This window comes from uncultured Sphingomonas sp. (genome assembly GCF_913778135.1).
Classification (GTDB): Bacteria; Pseudomonadota; Alphaproteobacteria; order Sphingomonadales; family Sphingomonadaceae; genus Sphingomonas.
In genome coordinates this window covers 1-14,052 of record NZ_CAJYVU010000020.1, presented here as the reverse complement: position 1 = coordinate 14,052, position 14,052 = coordinate 1, and the positions used below count along the sequence as shown (strand labels likewise).

The following is a 14,052-nucleotide window of genomic DNA, read 5'->3' as shown; positions in this document are numbered from 1 at the left end:
AGGGAACGGACAGAATGTTGAAGAAGACGAAAACCGCCGCCGCGCTCGCCGGCGTCCTGATGCTCTCGCTCGCCGGCTGCTCGCGCTCGGCGGACGAGCAGGCGCCGCTGCCCGACAATGAGATTTCGGACAATTACCAGTCCGAGCCGGAGCCGGTTCCCGTGCCGACGGAGAGCGCGACGCCCGAGGCACTGCCCGCGACCGACCTGAACGCGACCGCTGAGGCATTGCCGCCACCTGCCGAGCGGAGCGTCGACGAGCAGATGAACGACGACGCCTTCGCGACCGGGATGACGGCGCGCAGCACGCGCGGGCAGTCGCGCGATACCGCGGCCGCGCCGACGCGCGACCAGCCGAGCGCGGACGAGCCCGCGACCGACGGCAACTACACCGGCGAGTAAAGCTGGTCCGCCGACCACGCCCAAACAGGCGCGGTCGGCGACTGCCTGCGTTAACGGTCGCGCTGCCCCGCGACGTAACCGTTGTAGGGCGGGCAATCGCCGCGCTTCTTGCGGCAGTCGCGCTCATGGTCGCGCCGCTCGCGCTCCTCGCGCTCGGCCTGCTTGCGCTGTTGGCGGACGTATTTCTCGTCGCGCTCACGCGGGCTGGTGGTGGCGAGGTCGACGCCCTTGCCGACCGCACGCACCGGCAGCGTCGCGACGTTCCACGCCGTCTTCACGCACCCGCCGGTCGCGAGCAGCGGCACCGCCGCGAGTGCCAGCACGATTGCACGCATCACTTCTTCTCCCCGGCGACGTACGCGTCGCGCGTCGCGACCCCGATAGCAGGAAAGTCGGTGAAGAACCCGTCAACGCCCTGCCCCAGCGCGGCCGCGATCTCACCCGACAGGTCGCCGTGCGCGGACGGGGCGTCACCGACAAGAAAGCGCGCACGGACGAAGGCGTTCTCGGCGCGATAGGTCCACGGGTGAACGCGCAAGCCCGCGGCGTGGGCGTCGGCGACGAGCGGGGTCGGCGCATCGCCCTGCCACAACATCGCCTTGTCGGGCCCGATCCCCCAGGCGTATTGCGAGACCTCGCGCAGCCCCGCCGGCGTCATCATCGCGGCGTAGCTGGGCCCGGCAGCGTCGGCGGGCGCGCCGCTCGCGGCGACGAGCTGGATCAGGCGGATACGCGTCATTTTCGCCAGCCGCTTCAGATTGTCGACCTCGAACGACTGGATGAACACGGGCGCCTGAGCGCTGTCCCACCCCGCGGCATGTAAATGGTCGACCAGCAGTTTGTCGGTCGGATGGTCGATCCGCGCGAAATAGCTCGGGTGCTTGGTCTCGGGATAGATCGCGACATCGTGGGCCTTCGCTAGCGCGATGATCTCGGCGAGCGTCGGGATCGTCTCCTGCTCGTTCCACGCGATGTTGCCGGGGCGCAGCTTTGGCAATCGCTCCCTCGCGCGCAGCGTCTTTAATTCGGCGAGCGTGAAATCCTCGGTGAACCAGCCGGTCAGCGTCTGGCCGTCGATCGTTTTGGTCGCGCGTCGCGCGGCGAACTCGGGATGGTCGGCGACGTCGGTCGTCTCGGAGATCTCGTTCTCGTGCCGGGCAACCAGCACGTCGTCCTTGGTCGGCACCAGATCGGGTTCGATCACGTCGGCGCCTTGCTCGATTGCCAGCTTATAGCTCGCCAGCGTGTGCTCGGGCCGCTCGCCGCTGGCACCGCGGTGCGCGATGACGAGCGGCGGCGAGGACAGGCGCGGGCTGGCAGGAGTCGCAGGCATACGCCCATCCTGCCCGTTCGCGAACGTGGGCGCCAGCAGCGCCGCGGCGGTGAGAATGATTCGCAGGGATATGAAGTGCATAACGCTCGTTATGGAGCGAACAGCGAAAAGGCGGACCATGCGCTTCACCATTAATCAGAAAACCTACGAAGCGGATGTTGACGTCCGCACCTCGCTCCTCGACCTGTGTCGCGAGCATCTGGGACTGACCGGCAGCAAGAAGGGCTGCGACCACGGTCAGTGCGGCGCGTGCACGATGCTGGTCAACGGTCGCCGGATCAACGCCTGCCTCTCGCTCGCGGTAATGCATCAGAATGACGAGATCGTGACCATCGAGGGTCTGGGCACAGTCGAGGACCTCCACCCAATGCAGGCGGCGTTCGTGTCGCACGACGGCTATCAGTGTGGGTATTGCACGCCCGGGCAAATCTGCTCCGCAGTCGGCATGCTCGACGAGGTGAAGAAGGGCTGGGCCAGCCACGTCACCGGTGACCTCGATCAGGTCTCGCTCACCGATGCGGAGATCAGCGAGCGGATGAGCGGCAACATCTGCCGCTGCGCCGCTTATCCGAACATCGTCGATGCGATCCGCGAGGTCGCGGGCCAGTCGGGTGAGCAGGCGATCAAGCCCGCGCCGCGCCCGGCCGCCGAGCAACCCGCACAAGAGAAGGTGTCGGCATGAAGACCTTCGATTACCAGCGCGCCGACACGATCGAGGCGGCGACGCACGCGAACGGCCGCTTCATCGCGGGTGGAACCAACCTGCTTGACCTAATGAAGCTGCAGGTGGAGACGCCCGAGCGGCTGGTCGATATCAGCCGGCTCGACCTGAACGCGATCGAGGAGCGCGATGACGGCGGGCTGACGATCGGTGCCCTCGTCCCGAACAGCGATCTCGCCGCCGACCGCCGCGTGGTCGAGAAGTACGAGGTGCTCAGTCGCGCGCTGCTGGCGGGCGCGTCGGGGCAATTGCGCAACAAGGCGTCAACCGGGGGCAATCTGCTCCAGCGGACGCGCTGCTATTATTTCTACGACACCGCCTCGCGCTGCAACAAGCGCACGCCCGGTTCTGGCTGCGACGCGATCGGCGGGTTCAACCGCATCCTCGCCGTGCTCGGCACCAGCGAGCAGTGCATCGCGACGCATCCGAGCGATATGGCGGTGGCGATGCGCGCGCTCGACGCGACGATCGTCACGCAAAAGGCTGACGGCGATAAGCGCCGCATCTCGATCCACGACTTCTACCGCCTGCCCGGTGACACGCCGCAGATCGAGACCGTGCTGGAGGCAGGTGAACTCATCACCCACGTCGAACTGCCCGCCCCGCCCGCGGGTAAGCAGGTGTATCGCAAGGTGCGCGATCGCGCCTCCTACGCCTTCGCGCTCGTCTCGGTCGCCGGGGTGGTCGAGGTGAAGGACGGCGTCGTCACCTCCGCCGCGCTCGCGTTCGGCGGGCTCGGGCCGATGCCGTGGCGCAACCCCGCGGTCGAGGCCGCGATCGTCGGCAAGGCGCCGTCGACCGAGGCGTTCGAGGCCGCGGCCGACGCGCTGCTCACCGATGCCAAAGGCTACGGCTCCAACGATTTCAAGATACCGCTCGCACGGCGCACGCTGATCGCGACCCTCAGGGATTTGACCGCATGAGCATTCTCGGCAAATTGTTCGGCTCCGACGACGCGGAAACCAACGCGCTGGTGATGGACGAGCCACGTCCCGACAGCTTCCTCGACCACGGCGCGCAGGATGTGATCGGTAAGCCGATCAACCGTGTCGAGGGGCCGTTGAAGGTAACCGGCCGCGCGCCCTATGCGGCGGAATATCCGGCCGAGCGGCTGAGCTACGGCGTACTGGTGCGGGCGACCTTCGGCGCGGGCAAGATCACCAGGATCGACGACAGCGCCGCGCGCGCGCTGCCCGGCGTGATCGACGTCATCACCGACTACGACACCTTCATCCGCAGCCCCGGACAGGGCGGTGCGACCGATGCGCCGCCGCAAGGTGTGCAGGAGGTGCATTATTTCGGCGAGCCGGTCGCGGTCGTCGTCGCGGAAACGTTCGAGGCCGCGCGTGACGGCGCCGCCGCGGTCCGCATTGAGCATGAGGCCAAGGAAGCCAATTACGTCTTCGCCGCGCACAAGGATCAGGGCAAGGAGCCGAAAGAAGACCAGATCCCCGGCCACAGTAGCCAAGGCAATTTCGACAAGGCGTTCAACGCCGCGCCGGTCCAGATCGACGTCACCTATACGACGCCGAGCCAGAACTCGACCGCGATGGAGCCGCATGCTTCGATCGCGGAATGGCGCGACGGCACGCTGATCCTCCACGGCGCGTATCAGATGGTGGCGAGCGACCAGCAGCAGCTCGCCAAGGCACTCGGCGTCTCGGCGGACAAGGTGCGAATCATCGCGCGCTTCGTCGGCGGCGGTTTCGGCTCCAAGCTGGGCATCGCACCCGAGAGCGTCGCGGCGGCAGTCGCGGCGAAGAAGCTCGGGCGTCCGGTCAAGATCGTGCTCGCGCGGCAGCAGGTCTATGACGCGACGGTGCGTCGTTCGAATACCGAGCAGCGTATCCGGCTCGGCACCGACGCAAACGGAAAGATCGACGCGCTGAGCCACAATTCGCTCGTCACCAACACGCCGTACGAGCGATATTGGGAGCCGGTCGCGGTCGGCACGCACTTCCTTTACGGCGGCGAAAACCGTGAGATCAATCATGACCTCGTCCCGCTCAACCTGAACGCCGCTGGTTCGATGCGCGCGCCGGGCGAGGCGGTCGGCATGATGGGGCTCGAATGCGCGATCGACGAGCTCGCCGAGGAGCTCGGGATCGATCCGATAGAGCTGCGCCGCCGCAACGAACCCGCGCAGGAGCCGGAAAAGCAGATTCCCTTCTCCAGCCGCAACCTGATCCCGGCGCTGGAAAAGGGCGCGCAGCTGTTCGGCTGGTCGCAGCGCAAGAAGGCGGGCACCGATCGCCGCGGCGAATGGCTGCACGGCATGGGCGTGTCCTCCGCGGTACGCTCAAACCAGCTGATGAAGTCGGCGGCAAAAGTGACGCTCACCACCGATGGTCGCGCGATCGTCGACACCGACATGACCGACATCGGCACTGGCACCTACACCATCCTGGCGCAGATCACCGCCGAGACGCTGGGCCTGCCGATCGACAAGGTCGTTGTCCACTTGGGCGACGGCAAGGCACCACCCTCTTCAGGGTCGGGCGGATCGTGGGGCGCGGGCTCAGCCGGATCGTCGGTCTATCTCGCCTGCGAGAAGATCCGCGAGAAGCTCGCCAAGGCGATGGGTGTCTCGGTCGCCGACATGACACTCAAGGACGGGCGCGCGATCGGCGACAACCGCTCGGTCGCGATCACCGACCTGATCGACGAGAATATGGGCGTGATCGGGCAGATCGAGCCGGGCAAGCAGGAGAAGAAGTTTCACCAGGCCGGCTACGGCGCGCATTTCTGCGCGGTGAAGGTCAATGTCGTGACCGGCGAAGTGCGTGTCGAGCGGATGCTGGGCGTGTTCGCGGCCGGACGCATTTTGAACGAGAAGACGGCACGGTCGCAGTGTCTGGGCGGCATGACCTTCGGCATCGGCTCGGCGATGACCGAGGAGATGATCCACGACGAGCGCAACGGCAAGGTCGTCAACCGCGACATGGCGGAATATCACGTGCCCTCGCACGCCGACGTGCCGCACCTGGAGGTACACTTCCTCGAAGAGCGCGATGTGCACGTCAATCCGATCCACGCCAAGGGGATCGGCGAGCTCGGCATCTCTGGCGCGGGCGCGGCGGTGGCCAACGCGATCTTCAACGCAACGGGCGTGCGCGTGCGCGATTTCCCGATCACCTGCGACAAGATCATCGAGCAACTGCCGTTCGACGCGTAAACTGGTCGTACCGCGCCAGCCGCGGCTGGCGCGGGCACATGGCGCTTCCTAAATTGGACCTGTTCAAGCGGGGAGTGCCACGGTGACCGAACAGGCGATCGACACGGCCGAGCGGCCGGGCGGGCTAAAGCGCGCGGTGCAGGGGCTACTCGGCACCCCGTTGCCGCGGATCGAAGGGCCATTGAAGGTCACCGGCACCGCGGCCTACGCGTTCGAGGATGCGCCGGAAGGCACCGCCTACCTCGCGATCGTCGGTGCGCCTGTCGGCGCAGGTGAGATTGCGTCAATCAACACCACCGCGGCGGAAGCGCTGCCCGGCGTGCTGGCAGTGATCCACGACGACCCGCGCATGATGGCGGGCGAAGGCAATTCGCGCGCCATGCCGCAGCAGGGAACACGGCGGATTTTTTACGTCGGCCAACCCGTCGCCGCGGTCGTTGCCGAGACGCAGGCGATCGCGCGCGAGGCCGCCGCGCTGGTGCGCGTCACGGTTGACGAGCAAGCAGGCCGCTACGATTTCGCCGTCGCAGCCGTCGATGACGCGCCCAAGATCGGCTTCCTCCCCCCCGTTACCAAGGGCGACCTCGACGCGGCGATGCGCGACGCGCCCGTCACCTTCGACGCGACCTACTCGACCCCTGCGCACTTCCCCGCCGCGCTGGAGCCGCACGCCACCACCGCCTGGTGGGAAGGCGACCAACTGACCGTTCGTTCGAGCAATCAGGTGATCGGCGCAGCCAAGAGCACGATCGCGACCGCGCTGGGGATCGCCGAGGATCATGTGCGCGTGCTCGCGCCGTTCGTCGGCGGCGGGTTCGGCGGCAAGACCGGAGTCGGCGCGGAGGTGGTACTGGCGGCAATCGCGGCGCAGAAGCTCGGCCGTCCGGTCAAGGTCGCGCTGCCCCGGCGCGACACCGCCTATCTCGTCCATCACCGCAGCGAGACTCGCCAGCGCATCCGTATCGCCTGCGACCACGAGGGCCACATCAGCGCGATCGCGCACGAGGGTGTTGCCTACCAGAACGACGACAGCGCGTTCCTGGAGCCGATCCCGTTCGGGTCGATCCCCCTCTACAGCGGCGACACGCGCGTGTTTCGCACGGCGCTGGCGCGGGTCGACCTGCCGCCGACCGGCGCGGTGCGCGCGCCGGGCGAGGCGATCGGCACCTTTGCGATCGAATGCGCGATGGACGAACTCGCCGAACAGCTCGGGCTCGATCCCATCGAGCTGCGCCGCCGCAACGAGCCGGCGTACGACCCGACCTCGTCCAAGCCCTTCTCTACCCGCCGCCTGCTCGACTGCTACGCCGAGGGTGCGCGCCGCTTCGGCTGGCCCAAGCGCGTGCCCGATCCCGGCACCACGCAGGAGGGCGAGTGGCTGATCGGCATCGGCATGGCGGCGGCGCTGCGCGGTAATTTCACCGTCACCGCCGCGGCCAACGTGCGGCTGGAGCCGAACGGGCGCGTCACGGTCGAGACCGACATGACCGATATCGGGACGGGCACCTACACCATCCTGGCGCAGACCGCTGGCGAGGTACTGGGCGTCGATGCCTCCCAGGTCGACGTACGCATCGGTGACACCAATTACCCCAAAAGCGCGGGCTCGGGCGGGTCGTTCGGCGCGGGCAGCGCGTGCGCGGCGGTGGTGCTGGCGTGCGAGGACGTGCTCGCCGAGCTGGCGCTCAGGATGAACGCCGCGCCCGAAGAGCTGGTCCTGCGCGACGGCTGCGTTGCGGCGGCTGGGCGCGAGGTACCGCTCGCCGACCTCGCGCGCGGTGAGCCGATCGAAGGGCGCGGCAAGTCGTCACCGGGTGAGCAGTCCAAGCGCACCAGCCAGGCGAGCCATGGCGCGCATTTCTGCGAGGTCGCGGTCAACGCAGTCACCGGCGAGGTCCGAGTGCGCCGTATGCTCGGTGTGTTCGACGTCGGCCGCGTGCTCAACCACAAGACGGCGGCGAACCAGATCGTCGGCGGCATGGTGTGGGGCGTCAGCTACGCGCTGGGCGAGGCGGCGGTGATCGACACGCGCAGCGGCCGCTTCGTCAATCCCGACTTCAGCGAGTATCACGTCGCGGTGAACGCCGACGTGCCGCAGATCGACGTCCATTTCATCGAAGAGATTGACGACGCCGCCAACCAGGTCGGCGCAAAGGGTGTCGGCGAGCTCGGCATCTCGGGCGCGGGTGCGGCGGTCATCAACGCGATCCACAATGCGACCGGCGTGCGCGTGCGAAACGTGCCCGCGACGCTCGACACCCTGCTCGCCGGCCTGCCGCCGGTCTGAGCCTCATACGAGAACCGAACATGGCCGATAACGACTCCGTCCTCGCCGCCGCCGCCGCCTGGAAGGGTGAGCCACTCGCGCTCGCCACCGTGGTCTCAACCTGGGGCTCCGCACCGCGTCCGAAGGGCAGCCACATGCTGGTCCACGCCGATGGGCGGTTCGAGGGATCGGTGTCGGGTGGCTGCGTCGAGGGCGACATTCTCGACACCGCGGCGCAGGTGATCGCGGGCGCGCCGTTCCAGGTGAAGACCTACGGCGTCGCCGACGACAGCGCGTGGGAGGTCGGACTGCCGTGCGGCGGGCAGATCAGCGTCATGGTCCAGCCCGTCTCCGCCGAAGGGTTCGACCCCGAATTGTTCGACCGTATCGCTGAGGCGCGCGATCATGGACAGGGCGTGACCGTCACGACCGACCTCGCAACCGGGCACAGCGACCTGCGTCCGGTCGAGACGGGTGAGGTATTCGCCAACCGCTACGCGCCGCCACGCCGGTTGCTGATCGTCGGCGCGGTGCAGATCGCACAGAGCCTCGCCGCGCTCGCCGCGACACTCGGGATCGAGGTGGTGGTGATCGATCCGCGCGGGCGTTTCCTGACCGAGGAGCGCTTCCCGAACGTCACGCTCGACGATCGCTGGCCCGACGAGGCGGTCGAGGCGTATCGCCCCGGTCCGGCGACCGCGGTGGTGACGCTCAGCCACGACACCAAGATCGACGATCCCGCGCTGATCGCCGCGCTCAAGACCAACGCCGCCTATGTCGGCGCGCTCGGCAGCCGCAAGAGCCACGCCGCGCGTCGTGAACGGATGGCGGCGGCAGGACTGAACGAAACGCAGATCGATCGCATCGACGGACCTGTCGGCGTCGACATCGGCGCGATCGGTCCGGCGGAGATCGCGCTGTCGATCGCCGCCGCGATGGTGCGCGCGTTCCACCTGCCCACTACTGCGGCGGACACCGCGACGGATCGCGCCGCCGAAGCCGTGCTCGCGTGATTGCGGCGGAGGACACCGTCCTCGTCCTGCTCGCCGCGGGCAAGTCGGCGCGCTTCGGCGATGTCGGCAGCAAGCTGAACGAGCCCTTTCTCGCTCGCCCGCTCGGCCTCCACGTCGCGGTCGCGCTCGAAGCCGTGCCGTTCCAGCACCGTGTTGCGATCACCTCGCCGCGTTGCACGATCGACTTCGCACCGCACGGTTTTCAGGTGGTGAGCAACGACGATCCGGTCGGCGACATGGCCTCGTCGGTGCGATTGGGCGTGGCTTGCGCGCAGGAGCATGGAGCACGCGCGGTGCTGCTGGCGCTCGCCGACATGCCGCGCGTCACCGCCGCGCACATCCACCGCCTGCTCGACGCCGCGGATGCGAGTGACGCGGTGGTCGCCTCTAGCGACGGTGTCTCGCCCAAGCCGCCCGCACTGTTCGCGCGCGCGCACTTCGACACCTTGCTCGCGCTGAGCGGCGACCAGGGCGCGCGCGACCTGATCCGCGCCGGACGCCACGTCGTCACCAACGCGGCCGAACTGATCGACGTCGACACGGTGGAGGAACTGGAGCGCCTGCGCGAACTCGTCCATGCGCCCGAGGCGCTGACGCTGCCCGGCACGCGACTGCACGGGGGCTGAGGCGCACTGACGGCGCGGCGCGACGCGGAAGTGAATTCCGCGTCGTCGAACAGCACTGGCGTGCTGCCGGCCGAGCCGGTGCGTGCTTCGCACCGCGCGCCAGCGTGGCACGCTCGCACCGGCTGCGACACTTCGCGACATAAAAGCGCTGGACGCCGCGCGGTGTGTTGTCCATCTCCATCACCATGACGCGTTTGCGCCTCTCGCTCCTCTCCGGGCTCGCTGCCCTTCCCGTCGCGCTGGCCGGTTGCACGGTGGGGCCCGATTACGCCCCGCGCTCGGCCGCCGAACTGGGCGTGCCCGATCGTTATTCGGTCACTGCGGCCCCGACGCGCGAAGACCTGACGCACTGGTGGACACGCTTCGACGATCCCGTGCTCGGCCAGCTGGTCGAGCAGGCGAGCGCCGCCAACACCGATGTGGCGCAAGGCCTCGCGCGGCTGCGGCAGGCGCGCGAGTCGCTGGTGCAGAGCCGCGCCAATCTGCTGCCCACGCTGAACGGGTCGGGCGGGTACAGCCGGTCGGAGACGTTTCGCGGCGGCGGGCAGTCGGTGACGCTGCCCGACGGCACCGTCCAGAACGTCGGCGGTGGCGGCGGTTCCAACTTCTCGCTCGGGCTCGACGCGCAATATCAGCTCGGGCTGTTCGGCGAGGTGCGCCGCACCGTTGAGGCAACGCGCGCGCAATACGAGGCATCCGGTTTCGACTATGCGACGACGCTGTTGTCGGTGCAGCAGGAGGTCGCGCGCAACTACGTGCTCGCGCGGCTCTATCAGGCGCAACTCGCCAACGCGCGCGCCAGCCTCGCGCTGCAGGACGACAATCTCGAGATCGCGGGCTTCCGCGTCCAGGCCGGCCTCGTCTCCAGCCTGGATCAGGAGCAGGCACGTAGTCAGCGCGCAGCCACCGCCGCGACGATCCCGGCGTTGGAGCAGCAGTATAACGCCGCCGTTTCACGCCTCGGTGTACTGACTGCGCAGGCGCCGGGCGCGGTGAAGCCGCTGCTCGGCACCCCGCGTCCGATCCCGACCGGCCCGCGCGTCGTCGGTGCCGGCATCCCCGCCGACGTGCTGCGCCAGCGTCCCGACGTGCGCGCGGCCGAGCGCACACTCGCCGCCGCAACCGCGCAGATCGGCGTCGCCAAGGCCGCACTCTATCCCGCGCTCGCAATCAGCGGCAACATCAACACCAACGCGGGCAATGTCGGCGGGCTGCTCGGCACGATCACCGGCGGGTTGTTCGCCGGGCTGACGCAGGCGATCTTCAACGGCGGGCGCCTGTCCGCGCAGGTTAGGAGCAACGAGGCCGCCGCCGATGCCGCGCTCGCCGCCTACAAGGGCAGCGTGCTGGTCGCGCTGGAGGATGTAGAGAATGCGGTTGTGGCGCTCGACACCGCGCAGCGCCGCGCGCGCGAGTTCACCGTGCAATTCGATGCCGCCAGCAACGCCGCGCTGCTGTCGCGCACGCAATATCGTAGCGGGCTGACCGATTTCACCACGCTGTCGCAACAGGAGGCGAGCCTGCTGTCGGCGCGCAACAGCGAGGCGCAGGCGCGCGCCGACCAGGCGACCGCGTTGATCCAGCTGTTCGGCGCACTCGGCGGCGGCTGGAACCCCGACGTGACCCCGACCGCATCCGATCCCGCAATCCAGCAGCCCGCGACCACCCGAGAGACCCGCTGATGGCCGACCAGAACCTCGACGAATTCCTGGGGCAGAAGCCGCAGCCGAAATGGCGCAAGTGGCTGAAATGGGGCTTGGTCGCGCTCGGCGTCGTGCTGCTCGCTCTCCTCGTCCAGCGGCTGGTCTTCGGATCGGCGAAGGCAGCCGATTACGCTACCGCGCCGGTTGAGCGCGGCAATCTGACCGTCAGCGTGTCAGCGACGGGCAAGCTCGCCCCGACCAACCAGGTGACGGTCGGCTCGCAGCTGTCGGGTCTGGTCACCAAGGTCGTGGTCGACGTCAACGATCGCGTCAGCGCCGGGCAGCCGCTCGCGCTCATCGACCCTGAGCAGATCGAGGATCAGATCCGCCAGCAGCAGGCGCAGATCGCCGCCAATCAGGCGCAGGTGCGTCAGGCGCAGGCGACGGTCGCGGAATCGCAGGCACAGCGCGCGCGGCTGGAGGAAGTGTACCGGCTGTCGAACGGTCGCGTGCCGTCGGCGACAGAACTCCAGACCGGTCGCGCCGATTACCAGCGCGCGGTCGCGGCGCTGAAGGTCGCGCAGGCGAACGTCACCGCGGCGCAGGCGACGCTGGCGCAGAGCCAGACGCAGCGCGCGCGCGCGATCATCCGCTCGCCCGTCAAGGGCGTCGTGCTCGCGCGGCAGGTCGATCCCGGCCAGACCGTCGCCGCCTCGTTCAACACGCCGACGCTGTTCGTGATTGCGGAGGATCTGAGCAAGATGAAGCTGGAGGTCGCGATCGACGAGGCTGACGTCGGCTCGGTCAAGGTCGGGCAGAAGGCGAGCTTCACCGTCGATGCTTTCCCGGGCAAGACCTTCCCCGCGACGATCACGCGTGTCGATCTCGGCTCCAACCTGACGGTCAGCAACGCGTCCGCCTCGTCCTCGTCGTCGACCGCCTCGACCGGCAGCGCGACCGGACAAGTCGTCTCCTATGCCGCCGATCTGACGGTGGAGAACCCGTCGCTCGAACTGCGCCCCGGCATGACCGCGACCGCCGACATCATCACCTCGGACAAGGGCAATGCCTTGCTCGTTCCCAACGCCGCCTTCCGCTTCAAGCCGCAGGCGGCGGGTGCGAAGGACGACGGCGGCATCGCGGGCTCGCTCACCTTCCGGCGTAGTCGTGACCGGCCGGAGCGAACCGCGACGGTCGGCCGCGGCGCGACGCAGACGCTCTACGTCAAGGGCGAGAACGGCCAACCCAAGCCGATCCAGGTCACGACCGGTGACACCAACGGCACGATGACCGAGGTGCTGTCGGGTCCGCTCAAGCCCGGCATGCAGGTCATCACCGGGCAGCTCGCGGGCGGCGGTGATGGGGGCAGCGGCGGCGGATCGCGTCGTGGCGGCGGCGGTGGGGGCCGGCGCGGGGGTGGCGGTGGTGGCCAGTAACGCCGTGCCTTCACCTGACACCGCGCCGCTGATCCAGTTGCGTGGTGTCACCAAGAGCTACGGCGAGGGCGGCACCGCGTTTCAGGCATTGAAGGGCGTCGACCTTGACATCGCGGCCGGCGACTTCATCGCGGTCATGGGGCCGTCGGGATCGGGCAAGTCGACGACGATGAACATCCTCGGCTGCCTCGACGTGCCATCGGGCGGCACCTTCCTGTTCCGCGGCCACCATGTCGAGACACTCGACCGCGATCAGCGCGCACTGCTCCGGCGGCGGTACCTTGGTTTCGTGTTTCAGGGCTTCAACCTGCTCAGCCGCACGACTGCGCTCGAGAATGTCGAGTTGCCGCTCCTTTACCGCGGCGACGAGAAGAAGGCGCGGCGCGACCTGTCGATGGCGGCGCTGGAAAAGGTCGGACTCGACCGCTGGTGGGACCACACGCCGGCCGAACTATCGGGCGGGCAGCAGCAGCGCGTCGCGATCGCGCGCGCGATCGTGACGCAGCCAGACGTGCTGCTCGCCGACGAGCCGACCGGCAACCTTGATTCCGAACGCTCGGTCGAGATCATGGAATTGCTCACCGACCTCAATCGCGGCGGCATCACCGTGCTGATGGTGACGCACGAACCCGACATGGCGGCGTTCGCGCGCACGGTGATCCACTTCAAGGACGGGCTGGTGGAACGCATCGAGCGCAATCACCACCAAGGCGAGGCGGTGGAGGCCTGATGCTCGGCACTACCTTTGTTCTCGCACTGCGCTCGATCCGGCGGCACCTGCTGCGCTCGTTCCTGACGACGCTCGGCATCATTATCGGCGTCGCCGCGGTGGTCACGATGGTGACGCTCGGCAAGGCGACTACCGCGCAGGTGCAGCAGAATATCTCCTCGCTCGGCACCAACATCCTGCAGGTGCGTCCGGGCCAAGGCTTCGGCCGCGGCGGCGGTGGTCCGCGCCCGCCCGACTTCAAGCCCGAAGACGTGAGTGCGATCGCCAACCAGATCGCGGGCGTCTCCGCGGTCGCGCCGCAAGCGCAATCGACCGCGACTGCGATCTACGACGGCGCGAACTGGTCGACGACGATCAACGGGACCACCGCGGCCTATTTCCAGGTACAGCCGTGGCCGCTCGCCGCCGGCCGGATGTGGACGCGCCAGGAGGAATCCGCGGGCAAGGCGGTGTGCATCATCGGCAATACCGTCAAACAAAATCTGTTCAGGACCGGCGACGCGGTCGGGCAGCGCTTTCGCATCGGCAACGTCAGCTGCGACGTGATCGGCGTACTGTCGACGCGCGGACAGGCGGGGTTCGGCGGCGATCAGGACGATGTCGTCATCATGCCGATCAAGACGGTGCAGCGCCGCTTCACCGGCACGCGCGACATCCGCCTGATGCTGGTCGGCGTCGATCAGGCCTATTCGACCGCGACCGTGCAGG

Annotated in this window: 13 protein-coding genes; 11 read left to right on the top strand and 2 right to left on the bottom strand. The window is 68.3% G+C overall.

Going from position 1 to position 14,052, the window contains the following annotated elements; translation table 11 throughout:
- The first annotated feature begins 14 nt into the window (after positions 1–14).
- On the top strand, positions 15–401 hold the full coding sequence (locus QZ847_RS01915) for a hypothetical protein (RefSeq protein WP_294352587.1): 387 nt from the start codon (positions 15–17) through the stop codon (positions 399–401).
- A 50-nt stretch (positions 402–451) separates the two neighbouring features.
- Here the strand turns inward: QZ847_RS01915 and QZ847_RS01910 are convergent, their stop codons facing one another.
- Together QZ847_RS01910 and QZ847_RS01905 are read right to left on the bottom strand one after the other, a co-directional pair.
- Complete coding sequence (locus tag QZ847_RS01910) at positions 452–736, bottom strand: hypothetical protein (protein ID WP_294352585.1); 285 nt, start codon at positions 734–736, stop codon at positions 452–454.
- Positions 736–1,734, bottom strand: a complete 999-nt coding sequence (locus tag QZ847_RS01905) for a glycerophosphodiester phosphodiesterase (protein WP_294352684.1) — start codon at positions 1,732–1,734, stop codon at positions 736–738. Before QZ847_RS01905 ends, QZ847_RS01910 begins: the two co-directional genes overlap by 1 nt.
- Positions 1,735–1,852: 118 nt before the next feature.
- Between QZ847_RS01905 and QZ847_RS01900 the strand changes: the two genes are divergently transcribed.
- The 10 genes from QZ847_RS01900 to QZ847_RS01855 all read left to right on the top strand — a co-directional run.
- Positions 1,853–2,416, top strand: a complete 564-nt coding sequence (locus QZ847_RS01900; RefSeq protein ID WP_294352583.1) for a 2Fe-2S iron-sulfur cluster-binding protein — start codon at positions 1,853–1,855, stop codon at positions 2,414–2,416.
- Entirely contained in the window at positions 2,413–3,378 is a 966-nt protein-coding gene (locus QZ847_RS01895) for a xanthine dehydrogenase family protein subunit M (protein ID WP_294352581.1), read from the top strand. The genes QZ847_RS01900 and QZ847_RS01895 overlap by 4 nt, the downstream gene beginning before the upstream one ends.
- Positions 3,375–5,630, top strand: a complete 2,256-nt coding sequence (locus tag QZ847_RS01890) for a xanthine dehydrogenase family protein molybdopterin-binding subunit (RefSeq protein WP_294352579.1) — start codon at positions 3,375–3,377, stop codon at positions 5,628–5,630. Before QZ847_RS01895 ends, QZ847_RS01890 begins: the two co-directional genes overlap by 4 nt.
- A gap of 82 nt (positions 5,631–5,712) precedes the next feature.
- Complete coding sequence (locus tag QZ847_RS01885; RefSeq protein WP_294352577.1) at positions 5,713–7,917, top strand: xanthine dehydrogenase family protein molybdopterin-binding subunit; 2,205 nt, start codon at positions 5,713–5,715, stop codon at positions 7,915–7,917.
- Between the two features lie 20 nt (positions 7,918–7,937).
- Positions 7,938–8,909: an XdhC family protein gene (locus tag QZ847_RS01880; protein ID WP_294352576.1), complete on the top strand. Its 972-nt coding sequence runs from the start codon at positions 7,938–7,940 to the stop codon at positions 8,907–8,909.
- Entirely contained in the window at positions 8,906–9,535 is a 630-nt protein-coding gene (locus QZ847_RS01875) for a nucleotidyltransferase family protein (protein WP_294352574.1), read from the top strand. Before QZ847_RS01880 ends, QZ847_RS01875 begins: the two co-directional genes overlap by 4 nt.
- A 185-nt stretch (positions 9,536–9,720) precedes the next feature.
- The gene (locus QZ847_RS01870) at positions 9,721–11,217 is read left to right on the top strand and encodes an efflux transporter outer membrane subunit (protein ID WP_294352572.1); all 1,497 of its coding nucleotides are present in this window, start codon (positions 9,721–9,723) and stop codon (positions 11,215–11,217) included.
- Positions 11,217–12,614 (top strand): efflux RND transporter periplasmic adaptor subunit, encoded by a 1,398-nt coding sequence (locus QZ847_RS01865; protein ID WP_294352570.1) that lies wholly within the window; start codon positions 11,217–11,219, stop codon positions 12,612–12,614. Before QZ847_RS01870 ends, QZ847_RS01865 begins: the two co-directional genes overlap by 1 nt.
- Positions 12,604–13,344, top strand: coding sequence for an ABC transporter ATP-binding protein (locus QZ847_RS01860; RefSeq protein ID WP_294352568.1), 741 nt, complete (start codon positions 12,604–12,606; stop codon positions 13,342–13,344). The genes QZ847_RS01865 and QZ847_RS01860 overlap by 11 nt, the downstream gene beginning before the upstream one ends.
- On the top strand, positions 13,344–14,052 hold a 709-nt coding region (locus QZ847_RS01855; protein ID WP_294352566.1), incomplete at its 3' end, for an ABC transporter permease. The genes QZ847_RS01860 and QZ847_RS01855, both read left to right, overlap by 1 nt.

What these genes read in the sequence shown, in the direction of transcription:
- QZ847_RS01915 (WP_294352587.1), top strand. Translation starts at nt 15, where the DNA reads ATGTTGAAGAAGACGAAAACCGCCGCCGCGCTCGCCGGCGTCCTGATG.
- QZ847_RS01910 (WP_294352585.1), bottom strand. Translation starts at nt 736, where the DNA reads ATGCGTGCAATCGTGCTGGCACTCGCGGCGGTGCCGCTGCTCGCGACC.
- QZ847_RS01905 (WP_294352684.1), bottom strand. Translation starts at nt 1,734, where the DNA reads ATGCCTGCGACTCCTGCCAGCCCGCGCCTGTCCTCGCCGCCGCTCGTC.
- QZ847_RS01900 (WP_294352583.1), top strand. Translation starts at nt 1,853, where the DNA reads ATGCGCTTCACCATTAATCAGAAAACCTACGAAGCGGATGTTGACGTC.
- QZ847_RS01895 (WP_294352581.1), top strand. Translation starts at nt 2,413, where the DNA reads ATGAAGACCTTCGATTACCAGCGCGCCGACACGATCGAGGCGGCGACG.
- QZ847_RS01890 (WP_294352579.1), top strand. Translation starts at nt 3,375, where the DNA reads ATGAGCATTCTCGGCAAATTGTTCGGCTCCGACGACGCGGAAACCAAC.
- QZ847_RS01880 (WP_294352576.1), top strand. Translation starts at nt 7,938, where the DNA reads ATGGCCGATAACGACTCCGTCCTCGCCGCCGCCGCCGCCTGGAAGGGT.
- QZ847_RS01870 (WP_294352572.1), top strand. Translation starts at nt 9,721, where the DNA reads ATGACGCGTTTGCGCCTCTCGCTCCTCTCCGGGCTCGCTGCCCTTCCC.
- QZ847_RS01865 (WP_294352570.1), top strand. Translation starts at nt 11,217, where the DNA reads ATGGCCGACCAGAACCTCGACGAATTCCTGGGGCAGAAGCCGCAGCCG.